Annotated in this window: 16 protein-coding genes; 13 read left to right on the top strand and 3 right to left on the bottom strand. The window is 68.1% G+C overall.

All coding sequences use genetic code 11. The features are described 5' to 3' along the window. Positions 1-275: 275 nt before the first annotated feature. From IC535_RS12495 to IC535_RS12480, 4 genes are all read left to right on the top strand, one after another. Positions 276-1,403, top strand: coding sequence for a GNAT family N-acetyltransferase (locus IC535_RS12495; protein ID WP_228886959.1), 1,128 nt, complete (start codon positions 276-278; stop codon positions 1,401-1,403). After that, the gene (gene aat, locus IC535_RS12490) at positions 1,400-2,164 is read left to right on the top strand and encodes a leucyl/phenylalanyl-tRNA--protein transferase (RefSeq protein ID WP_228886958.1); all 765 of its coding nucleotides are present in this window, start codon (positions 1,400-1,402) and stop codon (positions 2,162-2,164) included. Before IC535_RS12495 ends, aat begins: the two co-directional genes overlap by 4 nt. A gap of 215 nt (positions 2,165-2,379) precedes the next feature. Beyond that, a complete protein-coding gene (gene infA / locus IC535_RS12485; RefSeq protein ID WP_005409596.1) occupies positions 2,380-2,598 on the top strand; it encodes a translation initiation factor IF-1 in 219 nt (72 codons plus the stop codon). 219 nt (positions 2,599-2,817) lie between these two features. Next, on the top strand, positions 2,818-3,189 hold the full coding sequence (locus IC535_RS12480) for a hypothetical protein (RefSeq protein WP_228886957.1): 372 nt from the start codon (positions 2,818-2,820) through the stop codon (positions 3,187-3,189). A gap of 192 nt (positions 3,190-3,381) precedes the next feature. Here IC535_RS12480 and clpA read toward each other — a convergent pair whose 3' ends face one another. Both clpA and clpS read right to left on the bottom strand, forming a co-directional pair. Next, positions 3,382-5,661: an ATP-dependent Clp protease ATP-binding subunit ClpA gene (gene clpA / locus IC535_RS12475; RefSeq protein WP_228886956.1), complete on the bottom strand. Its 2,280-nt coding sequence runs from the start codon at positions 5,659-5,661 to the stop codon at positions 3,382-3,384. Positions 5,662-6,081: 420 nt separating this feature from the next. After that, on the bottom strand, positions 6,082-6,414 hold the full coding sequence (clpS, locus tag IC535_RS12470) for an ATP-dependent Clp protease adapter ClpS (protein WP_228886955.1): 333 nt from the start codon (positions 6,412-6,414) through the stop codon (positions 6,082-6,084). A 93-nt stretch (positions 6,415-6,507) separates the two neighbouring features. Between clpS and IC535_RS12465 the strand changes: the two genes are divergently transcribed. The 7 genes from IC535_RS12465 to IC535_RS12435 all read left to right on the top strand — a co-directional run bounded on the left by IC535_RS12465 (position 6,508) and on the right by IC535_RS12435 (position 12,674). Then, on the top strand, positions 6,508-6,972 hold the full coding sequence (locus tag IC535_RS12465; RefSeq protein WP_228886954.1) for a hypothetical protein: 465 nt from the start codon (positions 6,508-6,510) through the stop codon (positions 6,970-6,972). Position 6,973: 1 nt separating this feature from the next. Then, positions 6,974-7,435 carry an NUDIX hydrolase gene (locus IC535_RS12460; RefSeq protein WP_228886953.1) on the top strand — a complete coding sequence of 154 codons (462 nt, stop codon included), beginning with the start codon at positions 6,974-6,976 and terminating at the stop codon, positions 7,433-7,435. After that, the gene (gene mnmA, locus IC535_RS12455) at positions 7,432-8,571 is read left to right on the top strand and encodes a tRNA 2-thiouridine(34) synthase MnmA (RefSeq protein ID WP_228886952.1); all 1,140 of its coding nucleotides are present in this window, start codon (positions 7,432-7,434) and stop codon (positions 8,569-8,571) included. Before IC535_RS12460 ends, mnmA begins: the two co-directional genes overlap by 4 nt. Then, positions 8,568-9,182, top strand: a complete 615-nt coding sequence (hflD, locus tag IC535_RS12450; protein WP_228886951.1) for a high frequency lysogenization protein HflD — start codon at positions 8,568-8,570, stop codon at positions 9,180-9,182. Before mnmA ends, hflD begins: the two co-directional genes overlap by 4 nt. 161 nt (positions 9,183-9,343) lie before the next feature. Further along, complete coding sequence (locus IC535_RS12445) at positions 9,344-10,534, top strand: methyl-accepting chemotaxis protein (RefSeq protein ID WP_228886950.1); 1,191 nt, start codon at positions 9,344-9,346, stop codon at positions 10,532-10,534. A 120-nt stretch (positions 10,535-10,654) separates the two neighbouring features. Further along, positions 10,655-10,903: a hypothetical protein gene (locus IC535_RS12440; RefSeq protein WP_228886949.1), complete on the top strand. Its 249-nt coding sequence runs from the start codon at positions 10,655-10,657 to the stop codon at positions 10,901-10,903. 613 nt (positions 10,904-11,516) lie between these two features. Then, positions 11,517-12,674: a winged helix-turn-helix domain-containing protein gene (locus IC535_RS12435; RefSeq protein ID WP_228886948.1), complete on the top strand. Its 1,158-nt coding sequence runs from the start codon at positions 11,517-11,519 to the stop codon at positions 12,672-12,674. Between the two features lie 238 nt (positions 12,675-12,912). Here IC535_RS12435 and IC535_RS12430 read toward each other — a convergent pair whose 3' ends face one another. Then, on the bottom strand, positions 12,913-15,672 hold the full coding sequence (locus IC535_RS12430) for an EAL domain-containing protein (protein WP_228886947.1): 2,760 nt from the start codon (positions 15,670-15,672) through the stop codon (positions 12,913-12,915). 155 nt (positions 15,673-15,827) lie between these two features. Here IC535_RS12430 and IC535_RS12425 point away from each other — a divergent pair, with 155 nt between their 5' ends. Continuing rightward, entirely contained in the window at positions 15,828-17,933 is a 2,106-nt protein-coding gene (locus IC535_RS12425) for a PAS domain S-box protein (protein ID WP_228886946.1), read from the top strand. A gap of 4 nt (positions 17,934-17,937) precedes the next feature. After that, positions 17,938-19,695, top strand: coding sequence for an EAL domain-containing protein (locus tag IC535_RS12420; protein WP_228886945.1), 1,758 nt, complete (start codon positions 17,938-17,940; stop codon positions 19,693-19,695). Positions 19,696-19,895: the final 200 nt, after the last annotated feature.

The following is a 19,895-nucleotide window of genomic DNA, read 5'->3' as shown; positions in this document are numbered from 1 at the left end:
ATTGATAAGACCTACTCATTCTTTCAATCCACGGCGCGGCGTCATACCGATATTTCCAAGGTTCAGGGCGCGCGACGCACCTGGAACGGGCAGTACGCGCGGAACGGGGCTACAGCCCACCAGGTCCGGCCAATCTGCGCTGCCTGGCATGCACAGAACCCGGCTCACCTCACAGTTCTCCACATCAGCCTTTGAAGGTTTCAATCGCCTCCACAAGTAGCATTGAACTCCCCATCACCCCCCCACGCACCATCGGCCTGCCCTATCCTTCCCCCATGCCCGATACACGCTTCCTGCACCGCCTGTCCGACCTCCCGGCCGCCGCCTGGGATGCCCTGCACGACGGCGGCAATCCGTTCGTCTGCCACGCCTTCCTGGCCGGGCTGGAAGAACATGGCTGCCTGCGCCCGGAATGGGGCTGGCGGCCGCGTCACTTCACCCTGTGGGACGGCGACAACCTGATCGCGGCGATCCCGGGCTATCTGAAGGACAACTCGCACGGCGAGTTCGTGTTCGACCACGCCTGGGCCAACGCCTATGCGCGGCACGGGCGGGACTACTACCCCAAGTGGCTGGGCGCGGTGCCGTATTCGCCGGTGACCGGGCCGCGCCTGCTGGCGCGCGGCGATACCGACCGCGCCGCACTGCTGGAGGCGCTCCGGAACGAGGTCGACCGGATGGGCTGGTCCTCGGCCCACATCAATTTCCATACCGGCGCCGAGGACGCCGCGTTCGGGCCGGACTGGCTACTGCGCCAGGACATCCAGTTCCAGTGGCACAACCCCGGGAATTGGTATTGCTTCGACGACTTCCTGGCGGCGATGAACCACAAGCACCGCAAGAACATCCGCCAGGAACGCAGCAAGCTGGCTCGCAGCGGCGTCACCTACCGGATCGTGCACGGCGATGAAGCCAGTGCGGACGACCTGCAGGCTATGCACGGCTTCTACCTGCAGACCTTCGCCGAATACGGCAACTCCCCGGCGCTGACCCTGCCGTTCCTGCGCCACCTGGCCCAGGCCCTGCCGCGCCAGTTGGTGATCTTCCTGGCCGAGCAGGACGGTGCGCCGGTGGCCGGGGCGCTGTGCCTGCGCGGCGGCGACACTTTGTACGGCCGCTACTGGGGCGGGGCCACCCTGCCCGGCCTGCACTTTGAGACCTGCTACTACCAGGGCATCGAATACTGCCTGCGCGAAGGCGTGGCGCGCTTCGAGCCCGGCGCGCAGGGCGAGCACAAGCTGGCGCGCGGCTTCCTGCCGCAGACCGTGCGCAGCCGCCACTGGATCGCCGCACCGGACTTTGCCGGCGCCCTGGCCGGCTGGTGCGGACAGGAACGCGAGGACGTGGCGCGCTATGCGCAGGCCTTGGCTACGCACAGCCCATTCAAGGCGGAGGCCGAATGAGCCATACCGCCCGCCCCTGGCGCCTGGACCCGCGCCCCGACGCGCCCTTCCCGCCGGCCGACACCGCGTTGCGCGAGCCCGACGGGCTGCTGGCGATCGGCGGCGACCTGTCGCCAGTGCGCCTGCTCAATGCCTACGCCGCCGGCATATTCCCGTGGTTTTCGGCCGGCCAACCGCTGCTGTGGTGGTCGCCGGACCCACGCATGGTGTTCCGCACCGACGCGGTGCACCTGTCGGCACGGTTCCGGCGCAGCCTGCGCGGCAGTGCCTGGACGCTGCGCGCCGATACCTGTTTCGAGGCGGTGATCGCCGCCTGCGCGGCCAGCCCGCGGCCGGGCCAGGACGGCACCTGGATCACCGCGCAGATGCGCCAGGCCTATGTGCAGCTGCATCGGCTCGGCCATGCGCATTCGGTGGAGGTGTTCGACGGTGGCACGCTGGTGGGCGGCATCTACGGGGTGGCGATCGGGCGGATGTTCTTCGGCGAAAGCATGTTCAGCGCGGCCAGCGGCGGCTCCAAGGTGGCCCTGGCCGGGTTGGCGCGGCGGCTGGCGCAGTGGGGCTGGCCGCTGATCGATGCGCAGGTGGAGAACGACCACCTGCTGCGGATGGGTGCCGAGCATTGGCCGCGGTCGCGGTTTCTGCAGCAGGTGCATGCGCTGGTACGGCAGGAGGCGCCTGCGGGGAGTTGGTGCGAACGGTTCGGGGAGATGCCGGCGGCGGCGCTGGCCGGGGCGGAACCGGCAGACGGCCGGGGATGAGGCGGCGCGGGATGACTGAGGAGCCGGCCAGCGGCCGCAGTGAGGCGCGCTGCCGGATCACGGAGAGCCGGCCAGCGGCCGGCACTACCGGGCGATTGGTGTGAAGGGCGGCTAAACCGGGGCAATTAACGCAAACTTTGCATCGCGGGGCCGACGCGCGTAAAATGCCCGCTCTTAAGGCCAGCTCGGCCGTTTACAGAACTGCACAGGACTACATGTCGAAAGACGACTCCATCGAGTTCGAAGGCACCGTCAGCGAGACGCTGCCTAACACCACTTTCCGCGTTCGACTGGAAAACGGGCATGAAATCATCGCCCACATCTCCGGCCGCATGCGCAAGAACTACATCCGCATCCTGACGGGCGACCGTGTCAAGGTCGAAATGACGCCCTACGACCTGACCAAGGGTCGTATCACCTACCGCATGAAGTAAGCGGTTCGGGGCGGCTGCCCAATGCAAGCCCCGCCGGAAGGCCAGCCAGGTGCTGGCCTTTTTGCGTGGGTGGGATTTGCCTCCCAACCGTGCCAGGCGGCACCCTGACCCTGTGCACCCTGACATCGGTCAGGCTGCCTTGCTGCAGATTCGCCCCGGCCGCGCCGGCGCCACTGTGGCGGTCGATCCAATCCGGATCGCGATCCCCCGGCCCCTGCCATGAAGATCCTGTCCCTGTTGAGCCTGCTGGCCATCGCCGGCGCTGCCAGTACCGCCCACGCCGCCGAAACGGTCACCGACGCGGCCGCACCGTGCGTGAGCCTGTCGACCGACCAGCAGATCGTGCGCGCCAACGCTTCGGAGAACGTGTTGCTGCGCAATGCCGACCAGCACTACATCGTGCATTTCCAGGACAGCTGCAGCAGCGCGGCACGTTCGCCGAAGCTGGCCTTCACCACCCCCGGCCGCGACGGCCAGTTGTGCGGCGGCGGCGTCAGCAGCCTGCGCACCAGCTCGCAGAAGTGCGTGGTCAGCACGCTGGAGCCGATCACCGCAGAACAGTTCGCCACCCGCGCCCGCGCGCGGCGCTGAACGGCACAACGCCCCCCATGAGGGGGCGTTGTGGTGATGCCTCACCACCCGATATGCCTCACCACCAACGGTGGTGAGCTACCGTCGTTGTCGGTGGTGAGGCGCGCGTCGTTGTCGGTGGTGAGGCGCGCGCCGGCGGTAGTGGTGAGGCGCGCGACGTCGCCGGCGGGGTGACCGCCGGCGATGGCTGCGTTACACCGTTGCCGGGAGCAGGCGCTCGGGTTCGGCCTGCGTTTCGACGAACAGTTCGTCGTCGCGCACATCGATGCTGACCCGGCCGCCATTGACCAGCTTGCCGAACAGCAGCTCGTCGGCCAGCGGGCGCTTGACCTTGTCCTGGATCACCCGCGCCATCGGGCGGGCGCCCATCAGCGGGTCGAAGCCGTGGCGGGCCAGCCAGTCGCGCGCGGTCGGGGTAGCCGACAGGCTGACGTGCTTTTCCTGCAGCAGCATTTCCAGTTCGATCAGGAACTTGTCGACCACGCGCAGGATGTGCTCGAAGCCCAGCGGCTGGAACTGCACCACCGCATCGAGGCGGTTGCGGAATTCCGGGGTGAAGCTCTTGCGCAGGATCTCCATCGCATCGGTGGCATGGTCCTGGCGGGTGAAGCCGATCGAACGCCGCGAGGCCTGGGCCGCGCCGGCATTGGTGGTCATCACCAGCACCACGTTCTTGAAGTTGGCCTCGCGCCCGTTGGTGTCGGTGAGCACGCCACGGTCCATGACCTGCAGCAGGATGTTGAAGATGTCCGGGTGGGCTTTTTCCACCTCGTCCAGCAACAGCACGCAGTGCGGGGTCTTGACGATCTTCTCGGTGAGCAGGCCACCCTGGTCGAAGCCCACATAGCCCGGGGGCGCACCGATCAGGCGGCTGATCGAGTGCGGCTCCATGTACTCGCTCATGTCGAAGCGGACCAGCTCGATGCCCAGCTGCAGCGCCAGCTGCTTGGTCACCTCGGTCTTGCCCACGCCGGTGGGGCCGGCGAACAGGAAGTTGCCGATCGGCTTTTCCGGGTTGGCCAGGCCCGAGCGGGCCAGCTTGATCGCCGAGGACAGGGTCTCGATGGCCGGATCCTGGCCGAAGATCACCATCTTCAGGTTGCGCTCCAGGTGCTGCAGCACATCCTTGTCGGTGGCGCTGACCTGCTTGGCCGGAATGCGCGCCATCTTGGCCACGATGGTCTCGATCTCCTCGATGTCGATCAGTTCCTTGCGCTCGCCTGCCGGCAGCAGCCGCTGGCGTGCGCCGGCCTCGTCGATCACGTCGATCGCCTTGTCCGGCAGCAGGCGGTCGCCGATGTGCTTGACCGACAGGTCCACCGCCGCCTGCAGCGCATCATCGGCGTAGGTCACGCCGTGGTGCGCCTCGTAGCGGGGCTTGAGGCCCTGCAGGATTTCGTAGGTTTCGCCCACGGTCGGCTCGACGATGTCGATCTTCTGGAAGCGCCGCGCCAGCGCGCGGTCCTTCTCGAAGATGCCGCGGTATTCCTGGAAGGTGGTCGAGCCGATGCAGCGCAGCTCGCCCGACGCCAGCGCCGGCTTGATCAGGTTGGAGGCATCCATGGTGCCACCGGAGGCCGAACCGGCGCCGATGATGGTGTGGATCTCGTCGATGAACAGCACCGCGTTGGGCAGCTTCTTCAGCGCGGTAAGCACGCCCTTGAGGCGCTTTTCGAAATCGCCGCGGTATTTGGTCCCGGCCACTAGCGCGCCCAGGTCCAGCGAATAGATCACCGCATCGGCCAGTACGTCGGGCACCGAGCCTTCGACGATGCGCTTGGCCAGGCCTTCGGCGATGGCGGTCTTGCCCACGCCGGCCTCGCCCACGTACAGCGGGTTGTTCTTGCGGCGGCGGCACAGCACCTGGATGGTGCGCTCGATTTCATCGCGGCGGCCGACCAGCGGGTCGATCCGGCCGTTGCGCGCGGCTTCGTTGAGGTTGCTGGCGAACTCGGCCAGCGCATCACCCTTGCCCTCGCCCTCTGCGCCCTCGGCACGGCCCTCGCCCTCGGCGGCCGGCGGCACTTCGCCGTCTTCACCCAGCTTGGCGATGCCATGGGACAGGTAATTGACGATATCCAGCCGGGTCACGTCCTGCTGGTTGAGGTAATAGACGGCGTGGGAGTCCTTTTCGCCGAAGATGGCGACCAGCACGTTGGCGCCGGTGACCTCCTTCTTGCCCGAGGACTGCACGTGGTACACCGCGCGCTGCAGCACCCGCTGGAAGCCCAGGGTGGGCTGGGTGTCGCGGCCGTCGTCTTCGGCCAGGCGCGAGACCGAGGCCTCGATGGCCTGCTCCAGTTCCTGGCGCAGGCGCTCGGCGTCGGCGCCGCAGGCCTTGAGTACGGCCTGGGCGGACGGGTTGTCGAGCAGGGCCAAAAGCAGGTGTTCGACCGTCATGAATTCATGCCGGGCCTCACGGGCGCGCTTGTAGCACTGTCCGATGGTGTGTTCGAGGTCTTTGCTGAACATGTTCTACTCCGGCGGCAGTTAGGAACAATATGCGGCCTAGCTATGCAATTTCCATCACCCTGGCCGATCGGTGCGTTCAGACGGGGTTGGCACTCCGGCTGCCGCGCCTGGATACGCCAGGGAGGTCCCAGCAACACCATCATGCCCGAACTTGTGTCCACGATTGCCAGCTTGAACGTGATGGCAATGTCGTGGTTGGCCCCGGCGCACGGCCCGGTGGAACCGGCGTGTTGTACCGGAGCACGCAGGAGCAGGCGCGCAACGGCCATCGCCGGACATGGCGACGCGCTGGCGCTGCATGGATGGAACAGTGCGGACTGCCCACGGCCGGCCCTGTGGCGGCGTGGACGGAGTCGATCCAGGGGAGCGTACGGGTGACCGGGCGGTGACCGGGCGGTGGCCGGGCCGATCGGCCCGGGGTCAGCCGCTGGTCTTTTCCATCGTGCACAACAGCGGATGCTGGTTCATGCGCGAGAATTCGTTGACCTGGGCAACCTTGGATTCGGCCACTTCGCGGGTGAACACCCCGCACACCCCGCGGCCACGGGTATGCACGTGCAGCATCACCTGGGTGGCCTTGTCCAGGTCCATGGCAAAGAAGTGCTGCAGCACGGTCACCACGAAATCCATCGGGGTGTAGTCGTCGTTCAACAGCATGACCTGGTAGAACGGCGGCGGCGCCACCTCCGGGCGGGCCGGCTCGAGCAGGACGCCGTGGTCGTGGTGGGGTTCTTGGGAAGGCTGGCGTGGCATCGTCCCATTATAGAGCCCCGGCCGCGGGATTGGACGTTGCCCCCTGCCGCCCTTCACAATCCACCTGTTGTTCCACACATTCACAGGGATTTCATGAAAAGGATCGCCACCGCATTGCTGCTGACCGCCACCGTGTTCGGGGCCCATGCCGCCGAGGCCGACAAGGCCGTGGGCCGGGTGCTGGACAAGCTGGACTATCCCTACGAGATCGACGAGGACGGCGACTACAAGCTGGTCTTCGACGCCGGCGATGACCGTACCCAGCTGGTGTTCGTGCGCTCGTCGGTGGAGGAATTCGGCACCCACAAGGTGCGCGAGATCTGGTCGCCGGGGTACAACTCGCCGGGCAAGCAGTTCCCCGCCGCGGTAGCCAACCGGCTGCTGGAAGACTCGCAGGACGCCAAGCTCGGCGCCTGGGTCAAGCAGGACCAGCTGGCCATGTTCGTGGTCAAGGTCGATGCCGCCGCCAGTGCCGAGGCCCTGAGCGATGCCATCGATGCGGCCATGCGTACCGCCGATGCCATGGAAAACGAACTGACCAAGACGGACGAATACTGAGGTGAATGCCGTGCAGGACCCGCGCTGGGCGCCCCATGTCACCGTCGCCACCGTGGTGGCGGGTGACGGGCGCCTGTTGCTGGTGGAAGAGCGCATCGACGGCCTGGAGGTGCTCAACCAGCCGGCCGGGCACCTGGAGCCGGGCGAAAGCCTGGCCGCGGCGGCGCTGCGCGAAACCCTGGAGGAAACCGGCTGGCAGGTGCGCCTGAGCGCCTTCATCGGGGTCTACCAGTGGACCGCACCGGATGGCACCCCCTTCCTGCGCTTCGCCTTTGCCGCCGAACCGATCGCGCACGATCCGGCCCGGCCGTTGGATGCGGGCATCCTGCGGGCGCTGTGGCTGACCCCGGCCGAGCTGCAGGCGCAGGCCGCGCGCCTGCGCAGCCCGCTGGTGTGGGAGGTGGTGGCCGACTACCTGGCCGGCCAGCGCCACCCGCTGGCCATCGTCAAGGAGACCGCATGAGTACCCCGCGGATCATGGTCGGCGTCTCCGGCGGCGTGGATTCGTCGGTGGCGGCGTGGCGGCTGGTGCAGCAGGGCGAGCCGGTCGCCGGGCTGTTCATGCAGAACTGGGCCGACGACGGCAGCGGCGACTGCCGTGCCGAGGACGACCGCCGCGACGCGGTGGCGGTCTGCGGTCTGCTGGGCATCCCGTTCCACTTCCGCGATTTCTCCGGCGAGTACTGGCGGGGGGTGTTCGAGCACTTCCTGGCCGAGTACGCCGCCGGGCGCACGCCCAACCCGGACGTGCTGTGCAACCGCGAGGTCAAGTTCAAGCACTTCCTGGATGCGGCGCGCGAACTGGGCGCCGAGCGCATCGCCACCGGCCACTACGCCCGCACCGCCAAGGTGGACGGGCGCTGGGCACTGCTGCGCGGGGTCGACCAGGGCAAGGACCAGAGCTACTTCCTGCACCAGCTGGGCCAGCAACAGCTGGCCGCCACCGTGTTCCCGATCGGCGAACTGCAGAAGAACGACCTGCGCCGGATCGCCCGCGATGCGCGCCTGCCCACCCATGCCAAGAAGGATTCCACCGGGATCTGCTTCATCGGCGAGCGCGATTTCCGCGAGTTCCTCGGCCGTTACCTGCCGGCCAGGACCGGGGAGATCCGCGACCCGGACGGTGCGCTGATCGCCGAGCATCCGGGCGTGTTCTATTTCACCCTGGGCCAGCGCGAGGGCCTGAACATCGGCGGCGTACGCGGCCGCCCGGCAGCGCCGTGGTACGTGGTGGGCAAGGACGTGGCCAGCAACGTGCTGTACGTGGACCAGGACCGCGACAGCCCGTGGCTGCTGTCCAGCCAGCTGCAGTCCGAACCGGCCCACTGGATTGCCGGTGCCCCGCCCGCCCGCCGCTTCAGCTGCACCGCCCAGACCCGCTACCGCCAGCCCGACGAGCCGTGCACGGTGGAGGTGCGCGACGACGGCACCGTGCTGGCGCGCTTCGCCCGCCCGCAGCGCGCCGTCACCCCCGGTCAATCCCTGGTGTTGTATGACGACCAGGTCTGCCTGGGTGGCGCGGTGATCGCCGCCACCGACGCGCCGCTGGAACAGCGGCTGCGCACCGTCCCTTCCCCCTTCGAGGTATCTGCTGCATGAGTTTTTCCGTCGACGACCGCGTTCTTGCTCTGGCCGGCATCGCCCAGGCCCTGCAGCAGGTGCGCCGCATCGCCGAAACCGGCCATTCCGAGGCGGCCGTGGTGCGTACCGCGATCGACAGCGTATTGCGCATCGACGCCGACAGCCCCCAGGCCATCTTCGGCAATGCCGGCAACGTGGCCCCGGGCCTGCGCCTGCTGCACAACTATTTCCGCAACCAGGGCCAGGACGACGCGTTGCCGCGGCTGGCGCTGGCGGTGCTGCAGCTGGAACGCCGCTTCGTGCGTGAACGGGCGGTGGTCGAGCAGGTCAGCCAGGGCATCGCCCGCGCCCAGCGCCAGGCCGACGAACTGGGCGACAGCGCCCACCCGGACGTGCTGGCCGCGCTCGGCGGGCTGTATGCCGACACCATCAGCCATCTCAAGCCGCGGGTGATGGTGCAGGGCAACCCGCATTACCTCGGCCAGGCCGGGGTGGTGGCCGAGATCCGCGCGCTGTTGCTGGGGGCAGTGCGCGCGGCGGTGCTGTGGCGCCAGACCGGCGGGCAGTACTGGGATTTCCTGCTGTCGCGCAAGGCGATGATCGAAGCGGTGGACCGCCAGCTGCGCTGATCCGGGGGCATGCGACCTGCCCATGCCATGCAGCCACCCATGGGGTGGCCCTACCCCGCGGACGGGGGGCAACGTACGGTTTTTGATCGAATGTGCAGTGCAGCACTAAAGCAAACGGGGGTACGGCCGATACATCAACCGTGCACTTCCCGAGAACGTCCATGTACTCACGCATCTTCATCCGTCTGGCCGCCCCCCTGGTCCTGACCCTGCTCCTTCCCTTCGCCATCGGCTTTGAATGGCCCGCGCCGCTGCGTTGGGCGATTCTGACCACGATGACGCTCAGCTGGCTGGTATTTGCCTGGTGGACCGCCCGCTCCCAGAACCAACGCTCGCCTGAACACGCCCGCATGCTGCGTGAACAGGACCAGCTGCTGACCGAACTGCGTTCGTTCGTCGGCAACGAAGTCGAAGGTTCACGCGGCGAAGTCGAACGCGCCCGTGACCTGATCCGCCATGCCGTCAGCGGCCTGGGCGGCAGCTTCGAGGCGATGAACCGCAAGTCCCGCCAGCAGAGCCAGGCGCTGGCCCGCATCGTCGACCGTGCCGGTGAAGACGGCGGCGCCGGGGTCGACGTGGCCCGCTTCGCCCAGCACGCCAGCCACCGCATGGAACAGCTGGTGGAGGCGCTGGAACAGGTCAGCGGCCAGAGCAGCAATACCGTGCAGCACATCGACCAGATGGCCCAGCACCTGGATGGCATCTTCGCGCTGCTGGAGGACGTCAAGTCGATTGCCGACCAGACCAACCTGCTGGCCTTGAACGCGGCCATCGAAGCGGCCCGTGCCGGTGAGGCCGGTCGCGGCTTTGCGGTGGTGGCCGACGAGGTGCGCAACCTGTCCGAGCGGTCCACCACCTTCAACGAGCAGATCCGGAAGCTGGCGCATAGTTCCAAGGACGCCATTGCCAAGGTCCGCGAGACGGTGTCGCACATGGCCTCGCGCGACATGGACCGTTCCCGCGAAGCGCGCCATGAAGCGGCGCAGATGCTGGACAACGTGGCCCAGATCAATGCCTCGCTGGGCGACGGCATGCGCGAAATCTCCGAGTGCGCCCGGGCCATCGACGGCAGCGTGGCCGAAGCGGTGCGCGCCCTGCAGTTCGAGGACATCGCCACCCAGGCCCTGGGCGGCGTGCACACCCACCTGGACCGGCTGACCGCGATCAACCGCGAAGCGGTGGCGCTGCAGGAGCTGCTGCATCGCAACGGCGGGGTGTTCGACGAAGAAGTGGCCACTGCCCTGCAGCGCACCGGCAACCGCCTGCGCGACATGCGCAGCGAGTGGGAACGCCCGCCGCACAAGGCCGTGGCCCAGCAGAGCATGGCCGCCGGTGCGGTCGAGCTGTTCTGATCCAGATGACCCATGCCGGTTCCGGTACCCCGCAGCGGCCCCGGTATCCCCGGGGCCGTTGCGCTTGCGCCCCCCGCCCCGGCTGCAGATGATTGCCCGATGCTGTTGAACTCCCTCCCCGTGTCTCCCGCCCCCGCCGCCATCGAGCCGACTGCCGTCGAGAGCGCCTGCGCCGCTGCATTGCAGGGGCGCGCACTGCTGGCGCAGCTGGAAGCCCTGGCGCAATGCGAGCTGGTGCAGCTCGCCGCCGAGCGCGCGCCGATCAGCACCTCCCTCCCCCACGGCCTCGATCCGGCACTGGCCGGGCTGGCCTGGGATCTTGGCTTGAGCGGCGCTGCGCTGGAAGCGGCAGCAACCGGGCGCGACTAGGCGTCGGCCAGCCCGCGCAACGGCTGCGCCCTGGTAGGGTCGCATCCCGATCGACTGCACGTGGCAGTCCCCGGCGCGTCGAAGGCATGACCCCAGCCGAAGCCGGCTTCGATGCTTGCCATGCCATTACCGGGGTGCCGCAGAGGGTCGGCAGTCGATCGGGATGCGACCCTACCGTCGATTTCCGAAGTTGCATCTGCATCGATGCCGGCCGCCACCGTCGGTCACAGGAAATGCCGGAAAGGCGCGACGAGCCCACGCTCTGGTAGGGTCGCATTCCAATCGACTGCACGTGGCAGTGCCCGGCGCGTCGAAGGCATGACCCCCAGCCGAAGCCGGCTTCGATGCTTGCCATGCCATTACCGGGGTGCCGCAGAGGGTCGGCAGTCGATCGGGATGCGACCCTACCGTCGATTTCCGAAGTTGCATCTGCATCAATGCCGGCCGCCACCGTCGGACATCACAGGAAATGCCGGAAAGGCGCGGCGAGCCCCCGCTCTGGTAGGGTCGCATTCCAATCGACTGCACGTGGCAGTGCCCGGCGCGTCGAAGGCATGACCCAAGCCGAAGCCGCTTGTTCACCCGGCTACGACACCAACCAAGAGACTCCAGCATGCCCAAGCAATCCGCCCTGAGGTACCTGGCACTGCACCGGCAGGGCCTGACCTCGCCACCGGCCTTCGGCCAGGGCGTATCGGCAACGCACCGGGCGATCTGCCACCTGGGCTATGTGCAGATCGATACGCTGTCGGTGGTGGAACGGGCGCACCACCATGTGTTGTGGAACCGGGTGCCCGGTTATGCGCCGGCCCACCTGAACCAGCTGGTCGGCGAGCGGCAGATATTCGAATACTGGTTCCACGCCGCTGCCTACCTTCCGATGCGCGACTACCGCTATGCGTTGCCGCTGATGGAATCGATCCGCAACGGTCAAGGCCGTTATTTCCGCCAGGGCGAGCCGCGCTTGATGAAGGAAATCCTGGCCCGCATCCGCGTGGACGGGCCCATGCGCCTGCGCAATCTCGATCAGCGCAACCAGGACAAGGGCAGCTGGTGGAACCAGGGCCCGGGCAGGAAGGCCTTCGAGACATTGTTCATGCAGGGCGATCTGATGGTCTGCGAGCGCCATGGCATGGAAAAGACCTACGACCTCAGCGCACGCTGCCTGCCCGACGGAATCGATCTGCGCGTGCCGACCCCGTATGAGCAGGCCACGCATCTGTTTGAAACCACTCTCAGGGCGCACGGGGTGTTTACCCGGCAACAACTGCTGCACCTGCGATCAGGCACGGAGTTGCGCGAGGCGATGCGGGAAGTGGTCGACGAACGCCTCGACGCGGGGCAGATCGCCGTGCTGAACGATGCCGACGGCCTGGCCGGCTATGTGGACACCACGTTGCTGGACGCCGCGCCCCGGCGCGCACCGGCGGTGAAAATCCTGTCGCCCTTCGACAACCTGGTGATTCATCGGGAGCGCCTGGGCGCTCTGTTCGGCTTCGACTACCGGATCGAGTGCTATGTCCCGGCTGCAAAACGGCGGTATGGCTACTTCTGCCTGCCGGTGCTGTACGGCGACCGGCTGGTCGGCCGGATCGACTGCAAGGCCCACCGCAGTGAGCACAGGCTGCAGGTGCTGAGCCTGCACCTGGAAGACGCCAGGCTCACACGCGGCCTGTTCCTGCCGGCACTGGGCAGGGAGCTGCAACGGTTCGCCGAGTTCAACGCCTGCCCCATCCTCGACGACCGTGCCATCGCTGCAGCGAAGGCGTGACCCAGGCCGAAGGAATGGACCACGCCGTCGCCACGCCCCCTGGTAGGGTCGCATCCGGATCGACTGCACGTAGCACTGCCCGGCGCGACGAAGGCATGGCCCAATCGAAGCCGGCTTCGATGATTTCCATGCCCTCACCGGGGTGCCACAGACGGTCGGCGGTCGATCCGGATGCGACCCTACCAAGGCAACTGTCGCCTGCGCCCGGTCAGTTGAGCTGGCCGACGGGCGCCACGCTTTAGCGCGGGCCAATGCGCGAGCCGGCCTTGAGCCACTGCGCCAGGTCGCGCGGGGTGAGCGGGCGGGAATACAGGTAACCCTGGATTTCGTCGCAGCCCTGGCGGCGCAGCATGGCTTCCTCCTGTTCGGTTTCCACCCCTTCGGCCACCACTTTCATGCCCAGCGCGTGGCCCAGGTGCACGATGGCCTGGGTGACTTCGGCGGTGCCGGTGTCGTGCAGCATGCCCTGGACGAAGCTGCGGTCGATCTTCAGCCGACCGACTGGGAACCGGTTGAGGTAATGCAGGTTGGAGAAACCGGTACCGAAGTCGTCCACCGCCAGTGGAACGCCATGGCGCTCGAGGACGGCGAAGCAATGCCGCAGCACGTCGGTGTCGCGGATCAGGGCCGACTCGGTCAACTCCAGCTCCAGCCGCTGCGGCGGCCAGCCGTGGGCATGGCAGGTGTCGATGACGCGCTCGGCAAAGCCGCGGTCGCGCAGCTGTACCGCCGAGACATTGACCGCCACGCGGTCGAACTTCAGGCCGGCCGCGTCCCAGGCGGCGGCCTGGCGGCAGGCCTCGGCCAGCACCCAGTCGCCGATGCGCACGATCTCGCCGCATTTCTCGGCGATCGGGATGAACTCGGCCGGGCTGCAATAGCCGATGCCGGGACGGTGCCAGCGCAGCAGCGCTTCGATCGCCGGCGGCTGGCCGTGCGCGGCATCCAGCAATGGCTGGTAGGCCAGGCTGAACTCCTCGCGCTCGATCGCGCCCAGCAGCGCGTGCTCGATCTCCAGCTTGCGCTGGATGCGCGCCAAGGCGTCCTGGCTGTAGTACTGGTAGGTATTGCGCCCGGCTTCCTTGGCCGCGTACATGGCTGCATCGGCGGCGCGCAGCAGCGATTCGAAATCGCCGTGGCCCTCATCGAGCATGGCGATGCCGACGCTGGCGCCGACCTTCAAGGTGGTCTGCCCGCGGTGCAGCGGCTCGGCCAGCGAGGCGATCAGCTTGCGCGCGACATGGCCGGCGTCTTCGGGATCGGCCAGGTCGCGCAGCACCACGATGAACTCGTCGCCGCTGAAGCGGCCGAACAGATCGGCGTTGCGCAGGTTCTGGTGCAGGCGCGAGGCCGCGGCCTTGAGCAGTGCATCGCCGGTGGCATGGCCGAAGGTGTCGTTGATGGTCTTGAAGCCGTCCAGGTCGATGAACAGCATCGCCAGCGACGTACCGCGATCACGCGCTTCCTCGATCGCATCGGCGGTCTGCTCGCGCAGCAGCATGCGGTTGGGCAGGCCGGTGAGCAGATCGTAATGGGCCAATAGTTCAATACGTTCGTTGGCTTCACGCTCGCGGGTGATGTCACGGAACAGCACCACAAAGCGCGGTGGCAGGCCGTCGCGACGGTCCAGCTCGATCAGCACCTGTACCCAGATGCGCTGCCCGGTCTGGCGGTAGAAGCACAGGTCCAGCTGCTCGGGCAGGCCGCCCTCGGCGATCCGCAGCAAGGCCGCTTCGAACGCGGCGCGCGAATCCTCGGAATACAGCGCCAGCGCCTGGTCCAGGCTGATCGGCTCCTTGCGCAGACCGTGGATGCGGTAGCACTCCTCGGTCCACTGCATGTGGCGGGTGGCGACCTCGATTTCGCAGCCACCGATCCGGCCCAGCGCCGAGACCCGGTTGAGCAACTCGGTGCGCCAGCGGATCAGCGCATCGGTCTGGTGCTGTTCGGTGATGTTCTGGACCTGGCCAAGCAGGCGCTGGATGCGCCCATCGGCGCCCAGCAGCGGCTGCATCCACAGCCGCAGGTGCAGCGCGCCATCGCGCGGGCCCGGCAGTTCCAGCTGCAGGGTGGCCGGCTTGCCGTCGCGCAGCATGCGCCGCCAGGCATGGCGCAGCAGGCTGCGCGAACGCGGCTCCAGCCGGCGCAGCCAGTGCCGGCGGCCGGTCAGCGGCGCATCGCCCACCCCAAGCAGGCTGCGGAACTCCGGCGACCACCAGAACTGGCGCAGCTGCGGGTCCCACGACCAGCTGCCCATGCTGGCGATGCGCTGCGCTTCGCGCAGGTGCACCTGCTGTTCCAGCAGCAGCGATTCCATCTGCTTCTGCGCCTGGATATCGGTATGCGTGCCGACCATGCGCAGCGGCTGGCCGTCGGCGGTGCGCGCCACCACCCGGCCGCGGTCGAGCACCCAGCGCCAGTCGCCATCGGGATGGCGCAGCCGGTACTGGGCGGTATACACCTGGCCCTCGCCACGCAGGTGCGCATCCAGGGCGGCACGCACGGCGGGGCGGTCATCGGCATGGATCGGCGCCAGCAGCGCCGCCCCGGCCTGGCCGGGCGCCTGCTGGTCGGCGCCGGCCGGCAGGCCGTCCCAGCGTTGCGAGCGGGTGACCGCGTCGCTGGGCAGGTCCCAGTCCCACAGGCCGTGGCCGGCGTGGTCCAGGGCCAATTCCCAACGGCTACCGGCATAGCTGGCCACCGGCTCGGGCACGCTCAGCGTGAATGCCAGCAGCTGGCCATCGGCGGCGTGCACCGCGCGCAGCCAGCCGTCGAAGCGGCCACGCGGGCCGCCGGGCAGCTGGCAGGGCACCGCGCCGCCGTCGGCGGCCAGCAGGCGCAGGTCGTCCAGCAGCGCGCCATAGGCCGCCACGGTCGCCGGCAACCCATGCTCGCGCGCGGCCGGGTTGGCCGCCAGCGGGCGCCCGCTGCGGTCGAGGATGACCAGCGCCGATGCCAGTGGGTGCTGCAGCAGACTGGCGATGATCCCTTGGTCCACGCGGTATGACTCCGATAACGCACCCGACAGCCGGGAACGCAATCGTTAGCGGCAAACCACCCGGTTTATTGAGCGCCCGGCACCACTCACCCCAAAATCCACCGCAGCCTCTAAGATGCACAACGCCCGTCCCGTTCCGGTTCCCGCCCCGCCCCATGCCTGTCGTCCCGCCCGGTCCGCCGTCCCCGTCCACGCCCGAGCTGCCGCTGGCCCAGGCCCTGCGCCGCGATCGCCGGCGGGTGGTGCTGGCCTACCTGGTCATGGCCCTGGCGTGGATCGCGTGCAGCGATGCGGCGGTGCAGCTGCTCACCGATGACATCGAGACGGCCGCGCACTGGCAGACCGCCAAGGGCGCGTTCTTCGTGGTGGCCAGCGCCACCCTGCTCTACCTGCTGCTGCGCCCGCTGGCCCAACACGTGCTGCAGACCCATGCGCGGCTGGAAGATTCGGAGACCCGCCACCGGCAGATGTTCCAGGGCAACCCGGGGCCGATCCTGGTCTACGACCTGGAATCGCTGGCGATCCTGGATGTGAACCCGGCCGCCAGCAGCCTGTTCGGCTGGAGCCGCGAAGAATTCATGGCCATGCCGGTCACCGCGCTGTGGCCCGGCGGCGACACCCCGGCGCTGGCCGACAAGCTGGAACAGATCCGCGCCCAGCCCGAACAGCTGTGCGTGATCACCGCCGACCTGGTGCTTCGCGACGGCAGCCACCGGCGCATGGAAATGCGCAGCAATGCGATCGACTACGCCGGGCACCGCGCGCGGCTGTTGATCGCCATCGACCGTACCAGCGAGGACCAGGCGCTGCGCCGCCGCGACCAGGCCCTGGCGCGGGTGGAGGAAGCGCACGAGATGGCGCGCATCGGTGCCTGGGAAGTGGACCCGGCCACCGGCCTGGGCCGCTACTCCAACCAGGTCTATCAGCTGCTCGGCCGGCGCCCGCCCGAGGCACGCCGCTGGCACCGCTTCGAGGAACTGCTGGTGCCGGCCGACCCGGCCACCGCCGCGCTGGCCGAACAGCTGCTGCAGGACATGGGCAATGCGCCGGTGCAGATCGATGTGCTGCTGCCGCTGCTGGCGATGGATGGCCGCGCCCTGATGGTGCACCTGCGCGCGCAGAGCGGCAGCGACGACGCCGGCCGCCCGCGGGTGCTGGGCACGCTGCAGGACGTGACCGAACGCGAGCAGTCGCGGCGCCTGCTGCGCGAGCGCGAAGAACAGTTCCGCGAGCTGGTGCGGGTGCTGCCCGATGGCGTGGTGATCCTGTCCGAGGAGCACGTGCTGTACGCCAATGCCTGCGCGGCGGCGCAGTTCGGCTACGGCCAGCACACGCTGCTGGGCGAGCCGTTGTCCGAACTGGTGGCCGCCGAAGACCTGGCCCGGGTGCGCGCGCAGCTGTTCGCGCCGATTCCGCTGCCCAGCACCGGCGCGGCCGAGGTGATCGGCATGCTGCGGCTGGACGGCGAACGTTTCCAGGCCGGGTTGGCGGTGGGCGATGTGCGCTATGGCGGGCGCAACTGCAAGCTGCTGATCGTGCGCGACCTGAGCGAACCGGAGCGGATCCGCGCGGCGCTGGAAACCAGCAACCGCGAGCTGCAGGCGATGGCCGGGCGGTTGTTCTCGCTGCAGGAGGACGAGCGCCGGGCGATTTCGCGCGACCTGCACGACGACATCGGCCAGGCGATCACCGCGATGAAGCTGTCGGCCTACGCCGCCCAGGACGAGGCCGACGCACAGCGCCGCGACGAAGACCTGGCCCAGATCATCCAGCTGGCCGATGCCACCGTGGGCAAGCTGCGCGACATCTCCATGCTGCTGCGCCCACCGCAGCTGGACGCGCTGGGCCTGGAAGCGGCGCTGCGCTGGCAGGCCAGCGTGCTGTTCCGCTCGGCGGCGATCGAACTGCTGCCGGACATCCAGACACTGCCGCGGCGTCCGTGCGGGGACATCGAACAGGCCTGCTTCCGCATCGCCCAGGAAAGCCTGACCAATGTGCTGCGCCACGCCCGCGCCAGCCAGGTCAGCCTGCAGCTGCATGATGTGGACGACCAGGGCCTGCACCTGCAGGTGCGCGACGATGGCGAGGGTTTCGACCCGGACGGCCCGCGCGGGCTGGGCCTGATCGTGATGCGCGAGCGCGCGCAGAGCGTGGGCGGCACCTTGACGATTGAATCGGCGCACGGCGCCGGCACCCTGGTCGACCTGTACCTGCCTTACCGCAGCAGCGACCCGGCCACTCCCGATAGCCTGGATTACTGAGCCCATGTGGAACCCTTCCCTGCCCCTGGTCAGCATCGAGGACGCGCCGCCGCGACTGGGTGCGGGCAATCCCGAACTGCAGGCGATGGTCACCGAGGCCGCCTCGGGCGGTACGCCGCTGATGCTGATGCACGTGGACATCGACCACTTCGCCTCGGTCAACGAGAACATGAGCGCCGAGGTTGGCGACCAGGCGCTGGTGCTGGTGGCCCAGCGCCTGCAGCACCATCTGCGCGGGCGCGGCAAATTGTGGAGGCACGGCAGCGACGAATTCCTGATCGCGGTACCGCGCGGGGCCGACGTGCCGCTGCCGGAGGATCTGGCCGAAGAGATCCGCCAGCAGCTGGAACTGCCGCTGTCTGTGCTGCCCTATACGCTGTTCATGACCGGCAAGCTGGGCGTGAGCCTGTGCCCGGAACACGCCACCGGCACCTCGCGCCTGCTCGACCACGCCGAAGACGCCCTGCACCAGGCCGCGCGCGAAGGCGGCAATGCCGTGCGCATCCATGCGGTGGATACCCCGTCCAGCGCGCACAGCGAGAGCATCATCGCGCGCCAGATCGTCGATGCCATTCCCAATGGCGAGCTGAAGCTGCGCTACCAGCCGCTGGTCAGCGCCCGCGACGGCCACGTGGTGGGCATGGAGGCGCTGCTGCGCTGGCAGTCGCCGACCTTGGGCATGCTGGTGCCCGAACGTTTCATGCGCACCGCCGAGCGGCTGGGCATCATCGTGCAGATCGGCACCTGGGTGCTGGAAGGCGCGTTGAAGCAGGCCAGGTTGTGGCGCGACCAGGGCTTTGACGATTTCACCATCGCGGTGAACGTCTCCACCCTGCAGCTGCTGCGCCCGAACTTCTTTGCCGAGGTGATGGCGTTGATGCAGACCGCCGGGGTGCCGGCGCACATGCTGACGTTGGAGATCAACGAAAGCGCGCTGACCAACAACGTCAACTTCGTGCACGAAACCCTGGTCAACCTGCGCAATGAAGGCATCAGCCTGAGCCTGGACAACTTCGGCACCGGCGATTCCAGCCTGAGCGCGCTGGTGCGCTACCCGGTGGACAAGCTGAAGATCGACCGCAGCTTCATCAAGAGCGCCCCGGCCGGCAACCGCGAGGCGGCAATCGCCCGCGCGATCATCGCCATGGGCCACCAGCTGGGCATGACGGTGATCGCCAACGGGGTGGAATCGCAGGCGCAGCTGGGCTTTCTACGCCGTAACGACTGCGATGTGTTCCAGGGCTACCTGTTCGGCGAGCCGATGTCGGCCGACGCGGCCGGGATGACCCTGCGCCGGCGCTACCTGCGCCCGGAGGCATTCGCCGAGACGCGGCCGGACCGGACGTTGCTGCTGCTGGACGATGAGGAGAACGTGCTGCGTTCGCTGGTGCGGCTGTTCCGCCGCGACGGCTACCGGATCCTGGCGGCGGGCAACGTGCGCGATGCGTTCGACCTGCTGGCGATCAACGATGTGCAGGTGATTCTGTCCGACCAGCGAATGAGCGACATGAGCGGCACCGAGTTCCTGGGCCGGGTCAAGATGCTGTACCCGGACACGATCCGGCTGGTGCTGTCCGGCTATACCGATCTGAACACGGTGACCGACGCGATCAACCGCGGCGCGATCTACCGGTTCCTGACCAAGCCGTGGAACGATGACGAACTGCGCAAGCACATCCACCAGGCATTCCGCACGCACGAGGAGCAGCGCCGGGCCAATACCGCCCCGCCAGCGGCGATCGCCGCGCCGGAAGAAGATTGACGTTGTTGTTTTTCCGCTTCGCAGGTAAAGCCAACGGCTTTCGTGCTCTTCTCAGCTGCGAGCTATTAATGCCTCAGATCAAAGGCAGTGCCCGACGTCTGCGCTGATTGGGGCTGGCGCGGATGGGTTGGCGGGACACGCCGTGAACCCATCCGTGGGGGCTTGGCGAAAACATCCATGTTTTCGACAGTCCCGCCAAC

Source organism: Stenotrophomonas rhizophila (genome assembly GCF_020857975.1).
GTDB classification, from domain to species: Bacteria; Pseudomonadota; Gammaproteobacteria; order Xanthomonadales; family Xanthomonadaceae; genus Stenotrophomonas; species Stenotrophomonas rhizophila_C.
Note: the sequence above shows the minus strand (reverse complement) of the source record. Positions and strands in the feature narration are given on the sequence as shown.